The following is a 22,478-nucleotide window of genomic DNA, read 5'->3' as shown; positions in this document are numbered from 1 at the left end:
CGGTCAGGCCTCCGTTCCGGTGCTCTCAGCCGGAGCGGCGGCAGCGGCCTCGGCCTTGGGGGCCTCGGCAGCAACAGCCTGCTGCGGCTTGCGGCCGCGACCGCCACGCTCGCCACCGCGGCCACCACGGCCGGCCGGACGCTCGTTGCCACCACGGGCCGGGCGGTTACCCGCACGGGCCGCGGCGTTCTCGGCGCGGACCTCGGCGATGTTCTTGACATCGCCCTTGTAGATCCAGACCTTCACGCCGATGCGGCCGAAGGTCGTCTTGGCCTCGAAGAAGCCGTAGTCCACGTTCGCGCGGAGCGTGTGCAGGGGCACACGGCCCTCGCGGTAGAACTCCGAGCGGGACATCTCGGCGCCGCCGAGACGGCCACCGCACTGGATCTTGATGCCCTTGGCGCCGGCCTTCATGGTGCCCTGCATGCTCTTGCGCATGGCACGGCGGAAGGAGACGCGGGAGGAGAGCTGCTCGGCAACGGCCTGGGCGACCAGCTGGGCGTCCATCTCGGGGTTCTTGACCTCGAGGATGTTCAGCTGGACCTGCTTGCCCGTGAGCTTCTCGAGGTCGCCGCGGATGCGGTCGGCCTCGGCGCCACGGCGGCCGATGACGATGCCCGGACGAGCGGTGTGGATGTCCACACGCACGCGGTCACGGGTGCGCTCGATCTCCACCTTCGAGATGCCGGCGCGCTCCATGCCGGACGTCATCATCCGACGGATGGCGACGTCTTCCTTGACGTAGTCCTTGTACAGCTTGTCGGCGTACCACCGGGACTTGAAGTCCGTGGTGATGCCGAGCCGGAACCCGTGCGGGTTTACCTTCTGGCCCATTACCGGGTTCCTTCCTTGCTGCTGACGACCACGGTGATGTGGCTGGTCCGCTTGCGGATCCGGTAGGCACGGCCCTGAGCACGCGGACGGAACCGCTTCAGGGTCGGGCCCTCGTCGACGTACGCCTCGCTGATGAACAGCGAAGAGGCGTCCGTGTGGTCGTAGTTGTGCGCGGCGTTGGCAATGGCGCTGTCCAGCACCTTGCCGACCGGCACGCTCGCGGCCTGCGGGGCGAAACGCAGGACCGCCTGAGCCTCCGTGGCATCCATGCCACGGATGAGGTCCACCACGCGGCGGGCCTTCATGGGCGTGACGCGGATGTACCGCGCCTGGGCCCTGGCTTCCATGGTTGTCCCTTCGGTGTAAGTCATAGTCGTTCCACCCCGCGTTAGCGGCGCTTCGACTTCCGGTCGTCCTTGACGTGGCCGCGGAAGGTGCGAGTCGGCGAGAACTCGCCGAGCTTGTGGCCGACCATCGACTCGGTGACGAACACCGGGACGTGGGTCTTGCCGTTGTGCACCGCGATCGTGTGGCCCAGCATGCTGGGGATGATCATCGAGCGACGGGACCAGGTCTTGATGACGTTCTTGGTGCCTGCCTCGTTCTGTACGTCCACCTTCTTGATGAGGTGTCCGTCGACGAAGGGCCCCTTCTTGAGACTGCGCGGCATCTAAACCCGCTCCTAGCGCTTCTTGTTCGTCTTGCGGCGGCGGACGATGTACTTGCTCGATGCCTTCTTCGGCGAGCGAGTACGACCCTCCTTCTGACCCCACGGCGAGACCGGGTGGCGACCACCGGAGGTCTTGCCCTCACCACCACCGTGCGGGTGGTCAACCGGGTTCATCGCGACACCGCGGACGGTCGGGCGAACGCCCTTCCAGCGCATACGGCCGGCCTTGCCCCAGTTGATGTTCGACTGCTCGGCGTTGCCGACCTCGCCGATCGTGGCGCGGCAGCGGACGTCGACCAGACGGATCTCGCCGGACGGCATACGAAGGTGGGCCATCGTGCCCTCCTTCGCCAGCAGCTGCACGGAGGCACCGGCGGAGCGGGCGAACTTGGCGCCACCACCGGGACGGAGCTCGATCGCGTGGATCGTGGTACCGACCGGGATGTTGCGAAGGGCCAGGTTGTTACCGGGCTTGATGTCGGCGGCCGGGCCGTTCTCGACACGGTCGCCCTGGCTCAGGCCACGGGGGGCGATGATGTAGCGCTTCTCGCCGTCCGCGTAGTGCAGGAGCGCGATGCGCGCGGTGCGGTTGGGGTCGTACTCGATGTGAGCGACCTTCGCCGGCACGCCGTCCTTGTCGTGACGACGGAAGTCGATCACTCGGTAGGCGCGCTTGTGGCCACCGCCCTGGTGGCGGACGGTCACACGACCGGTGTTGTTACGGCCGCCCTTGCTGTGCAGGGGGCGGACCAGCGACTTCTCCGGCGTGGACCGCGTGATCTCGACAAAGTCGGCGACGCTGGAGCCACGACGGCCCGGAGTCGTCGGCTTGTACTTGCGGATACCCATTTCTCAGTCCTCGTCCGATATTCGGACCAGGGCGCTCCGTTAGGAGGCCTGGCCGAAGATGTCGATACGGTCGCCCTCAGCGAGGGTCACGATGGCGCGCTTCGTGTTGGCGCGCTTGCCGAAACCGGTCTTGGTGCGCTTGCGCTTACCCTGACGGTTGATCGTGTTGACCCCGGTGACCTTGACCGAGAAGACCGCCTCGACGGCCTGCTTGATCTGGGTCTTGTTGGCGCCGGGCGCGACGATGAACGTGTACTTGTTCTCGTCCAGCAGCGCGTAGCTCTTCTCGGAGACGACCGGCTTGATCAGCAGGTCGCGCGGGTCCGTGAAGGTCTTGCTGGTAACGGTCGCCTCAGACATCAGGCGTCGCTCCCTTCGGTCTCAGCGGTCTGGGGGCCAGACACGAAGGACTCGAAAGCGGCCTGAGTGAAGACCACGTCGTCGGAGACGATCACGTCGTACGTGTTCAGCTGGCCCGGCTCCAGGATGTGCACCTGGGGCAGGTTGCGGGCGGACAGCCACGCGGCCTCGTCGGCACGCTCGACGACCAGGAGCAGGTTCTTGCGCTCCGAGATCTTGCCGAACAGCGTCTTGGCGGCCTTGGTGGAAACCGCACCGTCGACCACGCCGGTGACGACGTGGATACGGCTGTGGCGCGCCCGGTCCGAGAGGGCACCGCGCAGGGCGGCGGCCTTCATCTTCTTCGGGGTGCGCTGCGAGTAGTCGCGCGGCACGGGACCGTGCACGACGCCACCACCGGCGAACTGCGGCGCGCGGGTCGAGCCCTGACGGGCGCGGCCGGTGCCCTTCTGGCGGTAAGGCTTCTTGCCACCACCACGGACCTCGCCACGGGTCTTCGTCTTGTGCGTGCCCTGGCGGGCAGCCGCGAGCTGAGCGACGACGACCTGGTGGATCAGCGGAACGCTGGTCTTGGCGTCGAAGATCTCCGCGGGGAGCTCGACGGTCCCGGCCTTGTCGCCGGCCGGCGAAAGGATGTCAATGGTGCTCATCGGTTCCTCAAACCCCCTTGGCCGCGGTGCGGACCAGGACGAGGCCACCGTTGGGGCCGGGGACGGCGCCCTTGATGAGCAGCAGACCCTTCTCGGCGTCAACGGCGTGGACGGTCAGGTTCTGGGTGGTCACACGCTCGTTGCCCATGCGACCCGCCATGCGGAGGCCCTTGAACACACGGCCAGGGGTGGCGCAGCCACCGATGGAACCGGGCGAGCGGTGCTTGCGCTGGGTACCGTGACCGGCGCCCAGGCCCTTGAAGTTGTGACGCTTCATGACACCGGCGAAGCCCTTGCCCTTGCTCTTGCCCGTGACGTCGACCTTGACGCCGGACTCGAACACCTCGGCAGTGATCTCCTGGCCCAGCGTGTACTCGCTGGCGTCAGGGGTGCGGAGCTCCACCAGGTGGCGGCGCGGGGTCACGTCGGCCTTGGCGAAGTGGCCCTTGAGGGGCTTGTTCACCTTGCGCGGGTCGATCTCGCCGAAGGCGATCTGGACCGACTCGTAGCCGTCGACGTCGTTGGTGCGAACCTGCGTCACGACGCACGGCCCGGCCTTGACGACGGTGACCGGAACAACGCGGTTGTTCTCGTCCCACACCTGCGTCATGCCGAGCTTCTCGCCCAGGACGCCCTTGATGTTCTTGCTCATCTCGGCCCGTCCCTTCAGAGCTTGATCTCGATGTCGACACCGGCCGGGAGGTCGAGGCGCATCAGCGAGTCAACCGTCTTCGGCGTGGGGTCGAGGATGTCGATGAGGCGCTTGTGCGTGCGCATCTCGAAGTGCTCGCGAGAGTCCTTGTACTTGTGCGGCGACTTGATGACGCAGTACACGTTCTTCTCAGTGGGCAGCGGCACCGGGCCCGCGACCGACGCACCAGTGCGGGTCACCGTCTCGACGATCTTCTTCGCCGAGGAGTCGATGACCTCGTGGTCGTAGGCCTTGAGCCGGATGCGGATCTTCTGTCCCGCCATGGCTACCTAGTAGTCCTTTGTCTCGTAACGCTCTGGAACCCGGGGGTTCTGATGTCCTCTGCCTCCGACCCACGCGGTCGGGCGTGTCGCACTCCCTCTACGCAGAAATCCCATAGGGATTTCCCAACCAAGGGGATGCGGGCCGAGGACCTCGCGAACGGGGGGCAGAACACCCACCGGGCGCCTGGCTGGAGCCCCGCTGACACTTCCCGGAAGATTCCCGTACGTCCGCCCCAGCGCTGCCGCAGGCGACAGATGGGGCGACGAGTACTGTGGGACTCGCTTCCGGTCCTCCCGGCGGGAGGCGCGCAGCATCGGCACTCAACCGAGCAACCCCGACAGTCTGCCATACGGGGGCATGGCCTGGCCAATCGAGCCGAGGATCGTACCCCACGTCACACGGGTGTACGCACGGGCCGGGGGTGCGGCGCGCCGCGACCGCCCACCGCGATACCCGACCCCGGCCGCCCGGACCCGCTCGACGAGCCATTCACCGGCGCCCCGCGCACACCCGGCCGAAATGCGCCTCCGTTTCCCTCCGAGCAACCCTCACCGCGCCCCCCACCCTGCCTCAACTGCGGTCGCGTACGCACCTGTTGACTCCTCCGACCTCCCCGGCGCAAACGAGGGACGACGCCTCGGAAAACTCCGTTCAAACAATTCCTCCCCTGAATTCGCCTCACTCGATAATCGAATTCCCCCGAGCAACCGAGCCCGTTCCGCCTCCGTCTAGTCCGGCGACCGGGAAAGCGATCGGAACAGCGGGGACGGCGCACGCGGCGCGCGGCGGAGGGAACGGGGAACGCACGTGTTCGGAGCATTCAGGGATCGGCGGCCCAGCAGACGTGCCGTGCTCGGCGCCGCCGGGGTCGTGGGGGCGGCCGGCGTGGTGGGGGCGTGCTCCGTGCCGGACAGCCCCCGCCACCGCGGTGACAATCCCACCGCCGCCCCGGGTCAGCCCGTCTCCACCGGCCGCCGTGCCGTGCTCATGCAGATCGTGGCGCACCCCGACGACGACCTGTACTTCATGAACCCGGACACCCAGCACGCCCTCGACGGCGGGGCCGAGGTCGTCAGCGTGTATCTCACCGGAGGTGAGGCCAACGGGGACAACCGGGTGGTCAGCGACCCCTCCGACCGCGTGTACGACAAGGCCGCCTATTCCTCCGCCCGCCACCAGGGCCTGCGGCAGGCCTACGCCTCGCTCCTCGGGCTGCCCCTCTTCACCCCCTGGCAGAGGTCGGTACGCGACCTGCGCGGCGGGCACCGCGCCGAGGTCGACACGCTGGTCCACAACGGGCGCCACGTCGAGCTCGTGTTCGTGAACACCGCCATGCACACCCTGCGCGGCGGGCGGATGGGGCTGCCGAGCCTGTGGGAGGACCGGGCGCTGTCGCTGCCCGTCGTCATCGCCGAGGGGTCGCCCCTGACCGCCGCCGCCCCGTACACGTACGACGAACTCGTCGAGGCCATCGCCGGGCTGCTCGACACGTACGCGCCCACGCTCGTCCAGACCCTCGACCCGGATCCCGACATCCAGCACAGCACCGAGCGGGCGCGGCAGCACGACAGCGAGCAGCCGGGGTACGCCGACCACGCCGACCACACCGCCGCCGCCTCCTTCGCCTGGGCGGGGATGGTGCGGTACGTCGCCCAGGCCACCCGCGCCGGGAAGGGCGTGCCGGGTTTCGCCGTCACCTCCTACCGCGCGTACTACAACCGGCACTGGCCCAAGAACCTGCCGCCCGCCGTCCTCGCCGAGAAGGCCGCCCACCTCAAGCCGTACGGCGGCGCCCCCGACTGGCAGTGCGGCAACCCCGGCGGCTGCGGGGACTACAACGTCGGCGGCAAGCGGCCGCTGACCAACTGGAAGGGGTGGGTGCGCTCCACCCACTACCGCTTCCCCGGGCCCCGGCCCGTCGTCGGCGAGGAGCCCGACGGGCGGCTCGCCGCCTACGGGGTGCTGGGGCTGCGCGCCGTACGGTGGCGCGAGACCGCGCCCGGCAGCGGCCGCTTCGGCGCGGCCGACGACCTCGGCGGCGGGCCGCTGGCGCCGGTGCTCGGCGGGGCCGCGCTCAAGGACGGACGCCAGCTGCTGTTCGGGCTGCGCTTCGCCGCGATAGCCGGGCGGGCCGGCGCCAACACCCGCGAGATCGTGCTCCTGGAGCAGTCCGCGCCCGGCGGGGCCTTCCGGGCCTGGCGGGGCCTCGGCAACCCGGAGCTGGGCGACGACCGGGGGCGCAGGATCGGCTCCCCCGTCGCCGTCACCGCCCCCGACGGCCGCGTCCACCTCTTCGTCCGCAACGCCGACAAGGCGGTGAGCACGCGCGTGCGGGAGGCGGACGGGTCCTGGGGGCCCTGGCGGGCGCTGGGCGGCGAGACCGTGCAGGACGGGCTGGGGGTGACCGTGGACGGCCAGGGGCGCGTCCACGTCTTCGCGCCGGGGTACGACTTCGTCCACCACTGGACGCAGAGCGCGCCCGGCGAGCCCCTCGCGTACGTCAAGGGCCCGAGGCTGCCGCTCGCCGTGGACGCGCCCACTCCCGTGGGCCTGCCCGACGGCGGCGTCCAGCTGCTCTACCGGACCCTCACCGACCCGAGGAAGACCAAGGGCAAGGGGCTCGCCCCGGCCGACCCCCGGCTCGTCTCGGCCCGCGCCGACGGCACCGGCCGCACCGCTCCCCCGCAGCCCTTCGACGGGTACGGCCCGGTCGGCGCGCTGCACTCCCCCAGGGACGGCCTGGTGGTGCTCGGCAAGGACGTCAAGGGCCGGGTGCAGGCCCTGGTCGGCGCCGAGCACCGCACCCGTACGCAGGGAGTCGTCCCGGTCGATGCCCCGACCCTGCACCTCACCGCGCGGGGCCCGGTCGCGGTCGGGTTGGGCGTGGACGGGGCGCCTTGGGTGTGGTCCCCGGGCTCCACGGTCCCGCCGGTCCGAGCGGCGGGCTGAGCGGGTACCCCCTAGGGGCGCGGGGCTGTGACATTGTGCGGCTCCGCCGCGTGGGCGCGAGAAGAGGCCACCGGCCCGCAGCCGAAAACACAGAAAGGGCCCCGCACCTTACGGTGCGGGGCCCTCTCTCGGTGCTCAGATGAGAGCTACCAGGTCAACCACGAATTACTTCGTGATCTTGACGACCTGGCCGGCGCCCACGGTCCGGCCACCCTCACGGATGGCGAACTTGAGGCCCTCCTCCATGGCGACCGGCTGGATCAGCGCGACCGTCATGGCGGTGTTGTCGCCCGGCATGACCATCTCGGTGCCCTCGGGGAGGGTCACGACGCCGGTCACGTCCGTGGTACGGAAGTAGAACTGCGGGCGGTAGTTGTTGAAGAACGGCGTGTGACGGCCACCCTCGTCCTTGGACAGGATGTACGCCTGCGCCTCGAACTCGGTGTGCGGGGTAACCGAACCCGGCTTGATGATGACCTGGCCGCGCTCGACGTCCTCGCGCTTGATGCCACGGAGGAGCAGACCGACGTTCTCACCGGCCTGGCCCTCGTCGAGCAGCTTGCGGAACATCTCGATGCCGGTGACCGTGGTGGTGGTCTTCTCGGTCTTGATGCCGATGATGTCGACGGTCTCGTTGACCTTGAGGACACCACGCTCGATACGACCGGTGACGACGGTGCCACGACCGGTGATCGTGAAGACGTCCTCGATCGGCATCAGGAACGGCTTGTCGACGTCACGCTCGGGCTGCGGGATGGACTCGTCGACGGCCTTCATCAGGTCGAGGACGGTCTTGCCCCACTCGGCGTCGCCCTCGAGGGCCTTGAGCGCCGAGACCTTGACGACCGGCAGGTCGTCGCCCGGGAACTCGTACTCGGAGAGGAGCTCACGGACCTCGAGCTCGACGAGCTCCAGGATCTCCTCGTCGTCCACCATGTCGGCCTTGTTCAGGGCGACGACGATGTACGGAACGCCGACCTGGCGGGCCAGGAGCACGTGCTCCTTGGTCTGCGGCATCGGGCCGTCGGTGGCGGCGACCACGAGGATGGCGCCGTCCATCTGCGCCGCACCCGTGATCATGTTCTTGATGTAGTCAGCGTGACCCGGGCAGTCGACGTGCGCGTAGTGACGCGACTCCGTCTGGTACTCGACGTGCGCGATCGAGATGGTGATACCGCGCTGGCGCTCCTCAGGAGCCTTGTCGATCTGGTCGAAGGCCGAGGCCTCGTTCAGGTCCGGGTACGCGTCGTGCAGCACCTTGGTAATGGCGGCCGTGAGGGTCGTCTTACCGTGGTCGATGTGACCGATGGTGCCGATGTTGACGTGCGGCTTAGTCCGCTCGAACTTCGCCTTCGCCACTGGGTCCTCCTGTGGAGTGGTTCTGTACGCCTTGCTTCATCGGCGCCAGGTGATCTTTGCTGGGATGCCGGGTCCGGGGGCATTCGCCGCAATACTCTCGCATAGCAGCGAATGCCCCACCGGACTCCGGTGACAAGCCTAAAGCGGGGGAACTCCGAAGAGTTACTCGCCCTTGGCCTTCGCGATGATCTCCTCGGCGACGTTCCGCGGAACCTCGGCGTAGGAGTCGAACTGCATCGAGTAGCTTGCGCGACCCGAGGTCTTGCTGCGGAGGTCTCCGACGTAGCCGAACATCTCCGAGAGGGGCACGAGGCCCTTCACGACGCGGGCGCCGCTGCGCTCCTCCATGGCCTGGATCTGGCCACGGCGGGAGTTGATGTCACCGATGACTTCACCCATGTAGTCCTCGGGCGTGGTGACCTCGACGGACATCATCGGCTCAAGGAGCACCGGGGAAGCCTTGCGCGCGGCCTCCTTGAAGGCCTGCGAGCCGGCGATCTTGAACGCGAGCTCGGAGGAGTCGACCTCGTGGTAGCCACCGTCGAGAAGGATGACGCGGACGCCAGTCATCTCGTAGCCGGCCAGGATGCCGAACTGCATGGCCTCCTGCGCACCCGCGTCCACCGACGGGATGTACTCCCGGGGGATGCGGCCACCGGTGACCTTGTTCACGAACTCGTACGACGCCTCGCCGCCCTCGATGGGCTCGATCGCGATCTGCACCTTCGCGAACTGACCGGTACCACCGGTCTGCTTCTTGTGGGTGTAGTCGTGACGCTCGACGGCCTTGCGGATCGTCTCGCGGTACGCGACCTGCGGCTTGCCGACGTTCGCCTCGACCTTGAACTCGCGACGCATACGGTCGACGAGGACGTCGAGGTGGAGCTCGCCCATACCACCGATGATGGTCTGGCCGGTCTCCTCGTCCGAGTGCACCTGGAAGGAGGGGTCCTCCTCCGCGAGACGCTGGATGGCGACACCCAGCTTCTCCTGGTCACCCTTGGACTTGGGCTCGATCGCGACCTGGATGACCGGCGCCGGGAAGTCCATGGACTCCAGGATCACCGGGTTCTTCTCGTCGCACAGCGTCTCACCGGTGGTGGTCTGCTTCAGGCCCATGACGGCGACGATGTCGCCGGCGCCCACCGCGTCGATCTCCTCACGCTTGTTCGCGTGCATACGGTAGATCTTGCCGATGCGCTCCTTCTTGCCCTTGACGGAGTTCAGCACCGAGGTGCCGGCCTCCAGGCGACCGGAGTAGATCCGGATGAAGGTGAGCTTGCCGAGGTGCGGGTCGCTCGCGATCTTGAACGCGAGGGCCGACAGCGGCTCGTCGTCCGACGGCTTGCGCTTGACGACAACCTCGGCGTCCTTGACGTCGTGGCCCTCGATGGCCTCGACGTCCAGGGGCGAAGGCAGGTAGCGCACGACCGCGTCGAGCAGGGGCTGGACGCCCTTGTTCTTGAACGCGGTGCCGCAGAAGACGGGGGTCACCGTGGTGTCCCCGCCCTTGCCGGACGCGATGGTGATACGACGGACCGCGGCGTACAGCTGCTCCTCGGTGGGCTCGACGCCCTCGAGGAAGAGCTCCATGATCTCTTCGTCGTTCTCCGCGACGGTCTCGACCAGCTTGCCGCGCCACTCTTCAGCGGCCTCGGTGTGCGTGGCCGGGATGTCGACGACGTCGTACATCTCGCCCTTGGTCGCTTCCGCGGACCAGACCAGGGCCTTCATGCGGACCAGGTCCACAACGCCCTTGAAGTCGGCCTCGGCACCGATCGGCAGCTGCATGACGATCGGGGTCGCGCCGAGGCGGTCCACGATCATGTCGACGCAGCGGTGGAACTCGGCGCCGGTGCGGTCGAGCTTGTTCACGAAGCAGATACGCGGAACGCCGTAACGGTCGGCCTGGCGCCAGACCGTCTCGGACTGCGGCTCCACACCGGCGACACCGTCGAACACGGTGACGGCACCGTCGAGGACGCGGAGCGAACGCTCCACCTCGACCGTGAAGTCCACGTGACCCGGGGTGTCGATGATGTTGATGGTGTGGTCGACGTCCTCGAGCGGCCAGTGGCAGGTCGTCGCGGCGGACGTGATGGTGATGCCGCGCTCCTGCTCCTGCTCCATCCAGTCCATCGTGGCAGCGCCGTCGTGGACTTCACCGATCTTGTACGAGACGCCGGTGTAGAACAGGATCCGCTCAGTGGTGGTCGTCTTGCCCGCGTCGATGTGGGCCATGATGCCGATGTTGCGCACCTTGGCCAGGTCAAGCGAAGTGGTAGCCATATCGGCTCAGTCTTCTCTCGGTCTCGATGTGGGTTGCGACTACCAGCGGTAGTGCGCGAAGGCCTTGTTGGACTCGGCCATCTTGTGCGTGTCCTCGCGCTTCTTGACGGCCGCACCGAGGCCGTTCGAGGCGTCGAGAAGCTCGTTCATCAGGCGCTCGGTCATGGTCTTCTCGCGGCGGGCGCGGGAGTAGCCCACGAGCCAGCGGAGAGCCAGGGTCGACTGGCGACCCGGCTTGACCTCGACGGGAACCTGGTAGGTCGCGCCACCGACACGGCGGGACTTGACCTCGAGGGACGGCTTGACGTTCTCCAGCGCGCGCTTCAGCGTGATGACCGGGTCGTTGCCCGTCTTCTCGCGGAGGCCTTCCATGGCGCCGTAGACGATGCGCTCGGCGGTGGAGCGCTTGCCGTCCAGCAGGATCTTGTTGATCAGCGACGTGACAAGAGGAGACTGGTAGACCGGGTCGATGATGACCGGGCGCTTCGGGGCGGGGCCCTTACGAGGCATTCTTACTTCTCCTTCTTGGCGCCGTAGCGGCTGCGGGCCTGCTTGCGGTTCTTGACAGCCTGGGTGTCAAGCGCACCGCGGATGATCTTGTAACGAACACCCGGCAGGTCCTTCACACGGCCACCACGCACGAGCACGATCGAGTGCTCCTGCAGGTTGTGTCCCTCACCCGGAATGTAAGCGGTGACCTCGATGCCGGAGGTCAGACGCACACGCGCGACCTTCCGCAGCGCCGAGTTCGGCTTCTTCGGGGTGGTGGTGAACACACGCGTGCAGACACCACGACGCTGGGGCGAAGCCTCAAGCGCGGGCGTCTTCGTCTTCTCGACCTTGTCCTGCCGGCCCTTCCGGACCAGCTGCTGGATCGTAGGCACTACTTCTCCGGTTTCTGTGTGCCGTTGGTGAAACTAACCTGGAACGTCGCCGACCCACGCGGTCGGGTGTGTCGAATGCTGCAGGCTCTCGCCGTGGGCACGGAGAAAGCGCAGATCGCGGTGGCCGTATCTGGCTCGTCCTGCGGACGTAGGCACGCAGGGGAGCCCAGGCACACCCCAGGCACAAGGTCTGAGCGTACCTACCTCATCGACTTGGGTCAAAACAAATACCCACACGCGGGACACCCCGGGGACCCGCTGAGACGCGTCTCACCCCGGCTCCTCCCCCGTCGGCTCCGCACCCCCCTTGCCCCGCTCCCGCCTGGGCGCGGCCAGCGGCGGGATGGTGGGCGCCTTGGAGCGCGGACTCTTGCGTACGAGGCCGGGGCGCGGGGGTTCCGGTTCGGGCGCGGCGTCGTCGGGGTGCTGCGGCAGGTCGCGCCGGAGCGGGATGACCTCGCCCTGGCCCTGGCGGCGGCCGGCCCTGCGTAAGGAGCGGGCCCGGGCGGCCGAGGCGGTCTCGTCCAGGGCGCGCTGGTACTGGGCCGCCGCGTCGCGCCAGCCGGCCGCGTACGCGCGCAGCTCGCGCTCCTCGACGTCGGTGCGCAGCAGGACGACGAGCTCCTCGGCCGTGTGGCGTTCGAGCTGGGCCCCGAGGGCGGCGAGCAGCCCCGGCAGGTCGTGCGGCGCCACGGGCAGGCCCACGGGGCCCTCGGACTCGCGGCCTGCGCCATCGCTGGGCCGGGGTATCCCGTCGCTCTCAGCCATGCACGGCTCTCTCTCGCGTCCATGGGAAGTAGGACAGGCCGTGCCAGCTTAGTGCGTACCCGGGCTTTGTCTGCGGCTGTGTGGCGGGCTGGTCGCGCAGTTCCCCGCGCCCCTAGGGGACTGGGCTCAGCCACGGGCTTTTAGGGGCGCGGGGAACTGCGCGAGAAGAGGCCACCAACCCGCAGACGAACGACGTTTTTCAGGGGCGCGGGGAACTGCGCGGGAAGAGGCCACCGAGCCGCAGACGAAGGCCGGGCACAACAGGGGCGCGGGGAACTGCGCGAGAAGAGGCCACCAACCCGCAGACGAACGACGTTTTTCAGGGGCGCGGGGAACTGCGCGGGAAGAGGCCACCGAGCCGCAGACGAAGGCCGGGCGCAGCCCGAGCCACTTAACGGGACCCCACAGACCCCCGCGCCCCCGCGTCCGGCAGGAACTGCCCCGCCACCTTGATGAACATCGCCCGCTGCTCCGGCGGCACGCCGAGCCCCACCGCCGCCTCCTCCAGCGTCAGCGGAGGCGAAGAGACGGGCACCCCCGCCCGCAGGGCCGGCAGCGGGAGGTCCTCCTCCGTGAGCCGCCCCGACCGGATCAACATCTCCCGCACCGGCACCGAGAGCACATGCGCGAGCCGCCGGGTCGTCTCCAGGTCCGGCATGCTCTGGCGCTGGAGCAGACGGGTGACGGCGGCCCGGTGCACCCCGGCCTCGTCGGCGAGGCGCGACCTGCCGCCACCGCGCGGGCTGTCGATGTCGAAGCCGCGCCTGCGGATCAGGTCCTCGATCCAGGCAGCGAACCGGTCCAGCTCGCTGGTGGTCATGGTGATCGCCTCCCTCCGAAGCAAGGACCAGACTATCGCGCTTGCGCGCAAGGAATTAATGGCACACCCGGCCACCGGTGTAAGGATTCTGTGGCGGGATTCCGGGCCTTGCCGCTCTCATCCCTATTTGCGTGCACGCTCGCAAGATCCCAAGGTGCGCCCCCGCAACTCCAGGGGCCCGGCCACCTTACCCCGGAGTAACCTCCCCGTCTCCCCCACGCACCGGCATCCGTACGACCCGGCCCCCGCCCTCCCCGCCACCCCCGGACACGAACGCCATCGCCTCCCGCCAGCCGCTGGAGAACCCCCGCGCCTCCCCGTCGACGGCGATCCGCGCCCCCACCTTGGCCACCACCGCCCCGAGCGTGCGTCCGACATCGGCGGTGTACGTACCGGACTCGCCCGCCTCGGCCGCCACCTCCACCGCGGCCACCACCACGTCCACCAGCCGCTCCTGGGCGCTCATCCCCATCGGCCGCACCGCCTTTCGAATATGCGTTCGACAAGCGCCACCCACGATACGCCGAAGGGCGCCCACCCCGTGTGAAACGGAGTGGGCGCCCTTCGGTGCTAGACGTACGCCTTACTGGTTGTACGGACCGTAGTCGTAGTCCTCCAGCGGAACGGCCTGGCCGGAGCCGGTGCCGAACGGCGAGTAGTCGATGTCGTCGTAGCCGACGGCCGAGTACATCGCGGCCTTGGCCTCCTCGGTCGGCTCCACCCGGATGTTGCGGTAGCGGGACAGACCCGTACCGGCCGGGATGAGCTTACCGATGATGACGTTCTCCTTGAGGCCGATGAGGCTGTCGGACTTGGCGTTGATCGCCGCATCCGTCAGGACTCGGGTCGTCTCCTGGAAGGAGGCGGCCGACAGCCAGGACTCCGTCGCCAGCGAGGCCTTGGTGATACCCATCAGCTGCGGACGGCCGGAGGCGGGGTGACCGCCCTCGGTGACCACACGACGGTTCTCGGTCTCGAACTTCGAGCGCTCGACGAGCTCGCCCGGCAGCAGCTCCGCGTCGCCGGACTCGATGATCGTCACCCGGCGGAGCATCTGCCGGATGATGATCTCGATGTGCTTGTCGTGGATCGACACGCCCTGCGAGTTGTAGACCTTCTGGACCTCGCCGACCAGGTGGACCTGGACCGCGCGCTGACCGAGGATCCGCAGCACGTCGTGCGGGTTGGTGGCACCCACGGTGAGCTTCTGGCCCACCTCGACGTGGTCGCCCTCGCCCACCAGCAGACGGGCACGCTTCGAGATCGGGAAGGCCGTCTCGTCGCTGCCGTCGTCCGGGGTGACGACGATCTTCTTGGTCTTCTCGGTCTCCTCGATGCGGATACGGCCCGCGGCCTCGGAGATCGGGGCGACACCCTTGGGCGTACGGGCCTCGAAGAGCTCGACGACACGGGGCAGACCCTGGGTGATGTCGTCACCGGCCACACCACCGGTGTGGAAGGTACGCATCGTCAGCTGGGTACCGGGCTCACCGATGGACTGGGCGGCGATGATGCCGACCGCCTCACCGATGTCGACCAGCTTGCCGGTGGCCAGCGAGCGGCCGTAGCAGAAGGCACAGGTGCCGACGGCCGACTCACAGGTCAGGACCGAGCGGGTCTTGACCTCCTCGACGCCCGCGCCCACCAGCGCGTCGATGAGCACGTCACCGAGGTCGACGTTGGCCGGCGCGATGACCTTGCCGTCGACGACGACGTCCTCGGCGAGCATCCGGGCGTAGACCGAGGTCTCGACGTCCTCCGTCTTGCGGAGCACACCGTCCTCGCCCTTGACCGCGATCTTCAGCTTCAGGCCGCGGTCGGTGCCGCAGTCCTCCTCGCGGATGATCACGTCCTGCGAGACGTCCACCAGACGACGGGTCAGGTAACCCGAGTCGGCGGTACGCAGGGCAGTGTCCGCCAGACCCTTACGGGCACCGTGCGTGGAGATGAAGTACTCCAGAACGGTGAGGCCCTCACGGAAGGACGCCTTGATCGGACGCGGGATGGTCTCGTTCTTCGCGTTCGACACCAGACCACGCATACCCGCGATCTGACGCATCTGCATCATGTTTCCTCGGGCACCCGAGTCAACCATCATGAAGATGGGGTTCGTCTTCGGGAAGTTCGCGTTCATCGCCTCGGCGACCTCGTTGGTCGCCTTGGTCCAGATCGCGATGAGCTCCTGCGTGCGCTCGTCCTTCGTGATCAGACCGCGCTCGTACTGCTTCTGGACCTTCTCGTCCTGCGCCTCGTAGCCCGCGACGATCGCCTTCTTGGCCTCGGGGACCACGACGTCGGAGATGGCCACGGTGACACCGGAACGGGTCGCCCAGTAGAAGCCCGCCGCCTTCAGGTTGTCGAGCGTCGCCGCCACGATGACCTTGGGGTAGCGCTCGGCCAGGTCGTTGACGATCTCGGAGAGCTGCTTCTTGCCCACCGAGTAGTCGACGAACGGGTAGTCCTCGGGCAGCAGCTCGTTGAAGAGCGCGCGGCCCAGCGAGGTGCGCAGACGGAACGAGTCGCCCTGCTGCCAGGTCGTCTCGCCCTCCTCCTCGACCGGCGGGGTCCAGTCCCGGGGCGGGACGGTGCCGATCGGGAAGCGGATGTCGATCGGCGACTGGAGCGCCAGCTCGCCGGCGTCGAACGCCATGATCGCCTCGGCCGTGGAGCCGAACGCGCGGCCCTCGCCCTTGGTGTCACGCAGTTCACCGTCGGTGGTGAGGAAGAACAGACCCAGGACCATGTCCTGCGTCGGCATCGTCACCGGACGGCCGTCGGCGGGCTTGAGGATGTTGTTCGAGGACAGCATCAGGATGCGGGCCTCGGCCTGCGCCTCCGCGGAGAGCGGCAGGTGGACGGCCATCTGGTCACCGTCGAAGTCCGCGTTGAACGCGGTGCAGACGAGCGGGTGGATCTGGATGGCCTTGCCCTCGACCAGCTGGGGCTCGAAGGCTTGGATGCCGAGGCGGTGCAGCGTGGGCGCACGGTTCAGCAGAACCGGGTGCTCGGCGATGACCTCTTCGAGGACGTCGTAGACGACCGTGCGGCCGCGCTCGACCATCCGCTTGGCGCTCTTGATGTTCTGCGCGTGGTTCAGGTCGACCAGGCGCTTCATCACGAACGGCTTGAAGAGCTCCAGCGCCATGGCCTTGGGCAGACCGCACTGGTGCAGCTTCAGCTGCGGACCGACGACGATCACGGAACGCGCGGAGTAGTCCACACGCTTGCCGAGCAGGTTCTGACGGAATCGACCCTGCTTGCCCTTCAGCATGTCGCTGAGGGACTTCAGCGGACGGTTGCCGGGGCCCGTGACCGGGCGACCACGACGGCCGTTGTCGAAGAGGGCGTCGACCGCCTCCTGGAGCATCCGCTTCTCGTTGTTCACGATGATCTCGGGGGCACCGAGGTCGAGCAGACGCTTCAGACGGTTGTTGCGGTTGATCACACGGCGGTACAGGTCGTTCAGGTCGGAGGTCGCGAAGCGGCCACCGTCCAGCTGCACCATCGGACGCAGGTCCGGCGGGATGACCGGCACGCAGTCCAGCACCATGCCCTTGGGGCTGTTGCTGGTCTGGAGGAACGCGGAGACGACCTTGAGGCGCTTGAGCGCACGGGTCTTCTTCTGGCCCTTGCCGGTGCGGATGATCTCGCGGAGGCGCTCGGCCTCCTCGTCGAGGTCGAAGGTCTCCAGGCGCTTCTGCAGGGCAGCGGCACCCATCGAGCCGTCGAAGTACGTGCCGAAGCGGTCACGCAGCTCGCGGTAGAGCAGCTCGTCGCCCTCGAGGTCCTGGACCTTGAGGTTCTTGAAGCGCGACCAGACCTCGTCCAGACGGTCGATCTCGCGCTGCGCGCGGTCGCGCAGCTGCTTCATCTCGCGCTCGGCGCCCTCGCGCACCTTGCGGCGCACATCGGCCTTGGCACCCTCGGCCTCGAGCTCGGCGAGGTCCGTCTCGAGCTTCTTGGCGCGGGCTTCGAGGTCCGCGTCGCGGCGGTTCTCGATCTGCTGGCGCTCGACGGAGACGTGCGCCTCCAGCGACGGCAGGTCGCGCGTACGGCGCTCCTCGTCCACGAACGTGATCATGTACGCGGCGAAGTAGATGACCTTCTCGAGGTCCTTCGGCGCGAGGTCGAGCAGGTAGCCAAGGCGCGACGGGACGCCCTTGAAGTACCAGATGTGGGTCACGGGAGCGGCAAGCTCGATGTGGCCCATCCGCTCACGGCGCACCTTGGCGCGCGTGACCTCGACGCCACAGCGCTCACAGATGATGCCCTTGAAGCGGACACGCTTGTACTTGCCGCAGTAGCACTCCCAGTCCCGGGTCGGACCGAAGATCTTCTCGCAGAAGAGTCCGTCCTTTTCGGGCTTGAGGGTGCGGTAGTTGATGGTCTCCGGCTTCTTGACCTCACCGTGGGACCACTGACGGATGTCGTCAGCAGTGGCGAGGCCGATCCGCAGCTCGTCGAAGAAGTTGACGTCGAGCACTTGTCGTCAATCCCTCTTTCGGGGTCGATTCTTCAAGATGGTCTGAGGGGGGTCCGGGGACGGTGGGGGGCTCTCAGGGAGAGCCCCCCACCAGACCCGTCAGACCTCTTCGACGCTGCTCGGCTCGCGCCGGGACAGGTCGATACCGAGCTCCTCCGCAGCGCGGAAGACGTCCTCGTCCGTGTCGCGCATCTCGATGGACATACCGTCCGAGGACAGCACCTCCACGTTGAGGCAGAGCGACTGCATTTCCTTGATGAGCACCTTGAAGGACTCGGGAATGCCGGGCTCGGGGATGTTCTCGCCCTTGACGATGGCCTCGTAGACCTTCACACGGCCGGTGACGTCGTCGGACTTGATGGTCAGCAGCTCCTGGAGGGCGTACGCGGCGCCGTAAGCCTCCAGCGCCCACACCTCCATCTCACCGAAGCGCTGGCCACCGAACTGGGCCTTACCACCCAGCGGCTGCTGGGTGATCATCGAGTACGGACCGGTCGAGCGGGCGTGCAGCTTGTCGTCGACCAGGTGGTGCAGCTTCAGGATGTACATGTACCCGACCGAGATCGGGTCCGGGAACGGCTCGCCGGAGCGGCCGTCGAAGAGCTGCGCCTTGCCGGACGGCTGGACCAGACGGTCGCCGTCGCGGTTGGGGATCGTGGCCTCGAAGAGACCGGCGATCTCGTCCTCACGGGCACCGTCGAAGACCGGGGTGGCGACGTTGGTGCCGGGGGCGACCTGGTCCGCGCCGATCGACTGCAGGCGCTGGGCCCACTCGTCGGCGAGGCCAGAGACGTCCCAGCCGCGGCTGGCGAGCCAGCCGAGGTGGATCTCCAGAACCTGTCCCGGGTTCATTCGGGACGGGACACCCAGGGGGTTGAGGATGATGTCGACCGGGGTGCCGTCCTCCAGGAACGGCATGTCCTCGATCGGCAGGATCTTCGAGATGACGCCCTTGTTGCCGTGACGGCCGGCGAGCTTGTCACCGTCGGTGATCTTGCGCTTCTGCGCCACGTACACGCGCACCAGCTGGTTCACACCGGGGGGAAGCTCGTCGCCCTCCTCGCGGTCGAAGACGCGGACGCCGATGACCTTGCCGGTCTCGCCGTGCGGCACCTTCAGCGAGGTGTCACGGACCTCACGGGCCTTCTCACCGAAGATCGCGCGGAGCAGGCGCTCCTCCGGCGTCAGCTCGGTCTCACCCTTGGGCGTGACCTTGCCGACGAGGATGTCGCCGGCCACGACCTCGGCACCGATACGGATGATGCCGCGCTCGTCGAGGTCGGCGAGGACCTCCTCGGAAACGTTCGGGATGTCCCGGGTGATCTCCTCGGGGCCGAGCTTGGTGTCACGGGCGTCGACCTCGTGCTCCTCGATGTGGATCGAGGAGAGGACGTCGTCCTGCACGAGGCGCTGCGACAGGATGATCGCGTCCTCGTAGTTGTGACCCTCCCACGGCATGAACGCCACGAGCAGGTTCTTGCCCAGCGCCATCTCGCCGTTCTCGGTCGCGGGACCGTCGGCCAGGACCTGGCCCTCGATCACGCGGGCGCCCTCGTCCACGACAACCTTCTGGTTGACCGAGGTGCCCTGGTTCGAGCGGGAGAACTTGTGCAGGCGGTACGTGGTGTACGTGCCGTCGTCGTTGGCGATGGTGATGTAGTCCGCGGAGACCTCCTGGACCACACCGTCCTTCTCGGCCTTGAGCACGTCGCCGGCGTCGGTGGCGCAGCGGTACTCCATGCCGGTGCCGACGAGCGGCGCCTCGGACTTAATCAGCGGCACGGCCTGACGCATCATGTTCGCGCCCATGAGGGCACGGTTGGCGTCGTCGTGCTCGAGGAAGGGGATCATCGCGGTCGCGACCGACACCATCTGGCGCGGCGAGACGTCGATGTAGTCCACCTCGGCCGGCGGCACGTAGTCGACCTCGCCGCCACGGCGGCGGACCAGGACGCGGGCCTCGGTGAGCTGGAGCTCGTCGTTGAGCGCGGCGTTGGCCTGCGCGATGACGAAGCGGTCTTCCTCGTCGGCCGTGATGTAGTCGACCTCGTCGGTGACCTGGCCGTCGACGACCTTGCGGTACGGCGTCTCGATGAAGCCGAACGCGTTGACGCGGCCGTACGAGGCGAGCGAACCGATCAGACCGATGTTCGGGCCTTCGGGGGTCTCAATGGGGCACATACGGCCGTAGTGAGACGGGTGCACGTCACGGACCTCGAAGCCGGCCCGCTCACGGGAGAGACCACCCGGGCCAAGCGCCGACAGACGGCGCTTGTGGGTGAGACCCGACAGCGGGTTGTTCTGGTCCATGAACTGCGACAGCTGGCTGGTGCCGAAGAACTCCTTGATGGAGGCGACGACCGGCCGGATGTTGATCAGGGTCTGCGGCGTGATCGCCTCGACGTCCTGAGTCGTCATCCGCTCGCGGACGACCCGCTCCATACGCGCCAGACCCGTACGGACCTGGTTCTGGATGAGCTCGCCGACGTTGCGCAGACGACGGTTGCCGAAGTGGTCGATGTCGTCGGTCTCGACGACGATGTTCCGACCCGACTCGCCGACCGTCTCGGTCTCCCCGGCGTGCAGCTTGACCAGGTACTTGATGGTCGCGATGACGTCGTCGGTGGTGAGCACGCCGGCGTCCAGCGGCTCGTCGGCGCCGAGCTTCTTGTTCACCTTGTAGCGGCCGACCTTCGCGAGGTCGTAGCGCTTGGGGTTGAAGTAGAGGTTCTCGAGCAGCGTCTGAGCGGCCTCGCGGGTCGGCGGCTCGCCCGGGCGCAGCTTGCGGTAGATGTCGAGCAGCGCGTCGTCCTGGCCCTGGGTGTGGTCCTTCTCCAGGGTGGCGCGCATCGACTCGTACTCGCCGAACTCCTCGAGGATCTGCTCGGTGGTCCAGCCGAGAGCCTTCAGGAGGACGGTGACGGACTGCTTGCGCTTGCGGTCGATGCGGACACCGACCATGTCGCGCTTGTCGATCTCCATCTCGAGCCAGGCACCCCGGGACGGGATGATCTTGGCCGTGTAGATGTCCTTGTCGGACGTCTTGTCGATGTTGGAGTCGAAGTAGACACCCGGCGAGCGCACCAGCTGCGACACCACGACACGCTCGGTGCCGTTGATGACGAAGGTGCCCTTGTTGGTCATGAGCGGGAAGTCGCCCATGAAGACCGTCTGGGACTTGATCTCGCCGGTCTCGTTGTTGGTGAACTCGGCGGTGACGAAGAGCGGGGCCGCGAACGTGAAGTCGCGCTCCTTGCACTCGTCGATCGAGTTCTTCGGGGGCTCGAAACGGTGGTCGCGGAAGGTCAGCGACATCGACCCGCTGAAGTCCTCGATCGGGGAGATCTCCTCGAAGATCTCCTCCAGACCGGACTTCGTGGGGACGTCCTGCCCGTTCTCGAGAGCGGCCTCGACGCGAGCCTTCCAAGCGGCATTGCCGAGCAGCCAGTCAAAGCTCTCGGTTTGCAGCGCAAGGAGGTTCGGAACCTCGAGGGGCTCCTTGATCTTTGCAAAGGAGATGCGCAGCGGGGCGGTGCTGGCGCCGTTGTTCGTATTGGCGGTCGAGGCGTTGCGCGAGGCGGCCAAGAGGGGGTCCTTCCGAGGGCTCGGACTCACTACGCGCGTACCGGTCCCACGAGGGCACAGAGAGAGACGTTTCCTGATTGAGGCCGAAAGGCCAGGTCAGGGCAGTTCAATCAACGATGCTCAAGCGAGGGCATGCCCCTGGTGACGGGCAGGGGGCAGCTAACAGGCAGCGCAAAGGGACAGTGTAGCCACTCGGCCCACTGATGTCCAGGGCGGATTTTTCGCGACCCTCATTGTTCTTCTCAGTACCTCGGCAAGCCACGCGCCGTGACGGCGCACATCGATACTGCCCTCTTCGCCGTCGATCCATGCCTCGGATCCGGATCGTTGTGACGACGCGTCCTGAGAATTGCGCGCTGCGTGCGGTTCGTCAAGACCCCTCAGCTCCGCGGAGATCGCTCCGTTACGGCTGCCACGGCCACGGGGCGTACACGGGGCGTACGGCGATGATCACCATACTCCCTGTCGCCCTCCGCGCAAGGCAGCCGTCACGGCGACGCCGGGTACGCCGAAGGGCGACCACCCGGATGGGTGATCGCCCTTTGGTGTGTGCGCGTTACACGTCCGTGGACGTCACGCGCAAAGAGTCAGAAGACTCACAAGGTCACTTGACCTCGACGGCCGCACCGGCAGCCTTGAGGGACTCGGCAGCCTTGTCAGCGGCCTCCTTGTTGACCTTCTCGAGGACCGGCTTCGGGGTGCCGTCGACGAGGTCCTTGGCCTCCTTGAGGCCCAGGGAGGTGAGCTCACGCACGACCTTGATGACCTGGATCTTCTTGTCGCCGGCGCCGGTGAGGATGACGTCGAACTCGTCCTTCTCCTCGACGGCCTCGGCGGCGCCACCGGCACCACCGGCGGGGGCGGCAACGGCGACGGCCGCGGCGGCGGTGACGTCGAACTTCTCCTCGAAGGCCTTCACGAACTCGGAGAGCTCGATGAGGGTCATCTCCTCGAACTGGGCGAGGAGGTCGTCCTGAGAGAGCTTCGCCATGATGGGCGATC

19 protein-coding genes are annotated in these 22,478 nt (G+C 67.6%); 1 reads left to right on the top strand and 18 read right to left on the bottom strand.

What is annotated here, in order from left to right; genetic code table 11:
- Positions 1–3 precede the first annotated feature (3 nt).
- Genes rpsC through rpsJ form a run of 8 tightly spaced genes read right to left on the bottom strand, consistent with a single transcriptional unit; the run spans position 4 to position 4,338 of the window.
- On the bottom strand, positions 4–834 hold the full coding sequence (rpsC, locus tag ABD236_RS19020) for a 30S ribosomal protein S3 (RefSeq protein ID WP_101389601.1): 831 nt from the start codon (positions 832–834) through the stop codon (positions 4–6).
- Positions 834–1,181 carry a 50S ribosomal protein L22 gene (rplV, locus tag ABD236_RS19015; RefSeq protein WP_009327087.1) on the bottom strand — a complete coding sequence of 116 codons (348 nt, stop codon included), beginning with the start codon at positions 1,179–1,181 and terminating at the stop codon, positions 834–836. The genes rpsC and rplV overlap by 1 nt, the downstream gene beginning before the upstream one ends.
- 41 nt (positions 1,182–1,222) lie before the next feature.
- Positions 1,223–1,504, bottom strand: coding sequence for a 30S ribosomal protein S19 (gene rpsS, locus ABD236_RS19010; RefSeq protein ID WP_067163154.1), 282 nt, complete (start codon positions 1,502–1,504; stop codon positions 1,223–1,225).
- Between the two features lie 12 nt (positions 1,505–1,516).
- A complete protein-coding gene (rplB, locus tag ABD236_RS19005; RefSeq protein ID WP_344074965.1) occupies positions 1,517–2,353 on the bottom strand; it encodes a 50S ribosomal protein L2 in 837 nt (278 codons plus the stop codon).
- A gap of 39 nt (positions 2,354–2,392) precedes the next feature.
- Positions 2,393–2,713, bottom strand: coding sequence for a 50S ribosomal protein L23 (gene rplW / locus ABD236_RS19000; RefSeq protein ID WP_344074964.1), 321 nt, complete (start codon positions 2,711–2,713; stop codon positions 2,393–2,395).
- The gene (gene rplD / locus ABD236_RS18995; protein ID WP_344074963.1) at positions 2,713–3,363 is read right to left on the bottom strand and encodes a 50S ribosomal protein L4; all 651 of its coding nucleotides are present in this window, start codon (positions 3,361–3,363) and stop codon (positions 2,713–2,715) included. The genes rplW and rplD overlap by 1 nt, the downstream gene beginning before the upstream one ends.
- A 7-nt stretch (positions 3,364–3,370) precedes the next feature.
- On the bottom strand, positions 3,371–4,015 hold the full coding sequence (rplC, locus tag ABD236_RS18990) for a 50S ribosomal protein L3 (RefSeq protein ID WP_067163147.1): 645 nt from the start codon (positions 4,013–4,015) through the stop codon (positions 3,371–3,373).
- Positions 4,016–4,029: 14 nt separating this feature from the next.
- Complete coding sequence (gene rpsJ, locus ABD236_RS18985; protein WP_003948644.1) at positions 4,030–4,338, bottom strand: 30S ribosomal protein S10; 309 nt, start codon at positions 4,336–4,338, stop codon at positions 4,030–4,032.
- Between the two features lie 808 nt (positions 4,339–5,146).
- Between rpsJ and ABD236_RS18980 the strand changes: the two genes are divergently transcribed.
- Complete coding sequence (locus ABD236_RS18980; RefSeq protein WP_425543903.1) at positions 5,147–7,288, top strand: PIG-L family deacetylase; 2,142 nt, start codon at positions 5,147–5,149, stop codon at positions 7,286–7,288.
- A gap of 165 nt (positions 7,289–7,453) precedes the next feature.
- Here ABD236_RS18980 and tuf read toward each other — a convergent pair whose 3' ends face one another.
- From tuf to rplL, 10 genes are all read right to left on the bottom strand, one after another.
- Positions 7,454–8,647: an elongation factor Tu gene (tuf, locus tag ABD236_RS18975; protein ID WP_344074962.1), complete on the bottom strand. Its 1,194-nt coding sequence runs from the start codon at positions 8,645–8,647 to the stop codon at positions 7,454–7,456.
- Positions 8,648–8,809: 162 nt separating this feature from the next.
- Positions 8,810–10,936, bottom strand: coding sequence for an elongation factor G (gene fusA / locus ABD236_RS18970; RefSeq protein WP_283142061.1), 2,127 nt, complete (start codon positions 10,934–10,936; stop codon positions 8,810–8,812).
- A 39-nt stretch (positions 10,937–10,975) separates the two neighbouring features.
- On the bottom strand, positions 10,976–11,446 hold the full coding sequence (gene rpsG, locus ABD236_RS18965; protein ID WP_101389595.1) for a 30S ribosomal protein S7: 471 nt from the start codon (positions 11,444–11,446) through the stop codon (positions 10,976–10,978).
- A 2-nt stretch (positions 11,447–11,448) separates the two neighbouring features.
- Positions 11,449–11,820 carry a 30S ribosomal protein S12 gene (rpsL, locus tag ABD236_RS18960; RefSeq protein ID WP_007265893.1) on the bottom strand — a complete coding sequence of 124 codons (372 nt, stop codon included), beginning with the start codon at positions 11,818–11,820 and terminating at the stop codon, positions 11,449–11,451.
- A 270-nt stretch (positions 11,821–12,090) separates the two neighbouring features.
- Complete coding sequence (locus tag ABD236_RS18955) at positions 12,091–12,588, bottom strand: hypothetical protein (RefSeq protein ID WP_344074960.1); 498 nt, start codon at positions 12,586–12,588, stop codon at positions 12,091–12,093.
- Positions 12,589–12,979: 391 nt separating this feature from the next.
- Positions 12,980–13,408 (bottom strand): helix-turn-helix domain-containing protein, encoded by a 429-nt coding sequence (locus tag ABD236_RS18950; RefSeq protein WP_344074959.1) that lies wholly within the window; start codon positions 13,406–13,408, stop codon positions 12,980–12,982.
- 187 nt (positions 13,409–13,595) lie between these two features.
- On the bottom strand, positions 13,596–13,880 hold the full coding sequence (locus ABD236_RS18945; RefSeq protein ID WP_344074958.1) for a hypothetical protein: 285 nt from the start codon (positions 13,878–13,880) through the stop codon (positions 13,596–13,598).
- Positions 13,881–13,991: 111 nt separating this feature from the next.
- A complete protein-coding gene (locus ABD236_RS18940; protein WP_344074956.1) occupies positions 13,992–17,891 on the bottom strand; it encodes a DNA-directed RNA polymerase subunit beta' in 3,900 nt (1,299 codons plus the stop codon).
- A gap of 99 nt (positions 17,892–17,990) precedes the next feature.
- A complete protein-coding gene (rpoB, locus tag ABD236_RS18935) occupies positions 17,991–21,476 on the bottom strand; it encodes a DNA-directed RNA polymerase subunit beta (RefSeq protein ID WP_344074955.1) in 3,486 nt (1,161 codons plus the stop codon).
- Between the two features lie 604 nt (positions 21,477–22,080).
- Positions 22,081–22,467: a 50S ribosomal protein L7/L12 gene (rplL, locus tag ABD236_RS18930; protein WP_344074953.1), complete on the bottom strand. Its 387-nt coding sequence runs from the start codon at positions 22,465–22,467 to the stop codon at positions 22,081–22,083.
- Between the last annotated feature and the right edge of the window lie 11 nt (positions 22,468–22,478).

The sequence above is a fragment of the Streptomyces crystallinus genome (genome assembly GCF_039521265.1).
Lineage (GTDB): Bacteria > Actinomycetota > Actinomycetes > Streptomycetales > Streptomycetaceae > Streptomyces > Streptomyces crystallinus.
Note: the sequence above shows the minus strand (reverse complement) of the source record. Positions and strands in the feature narration are given on the sequence as shown.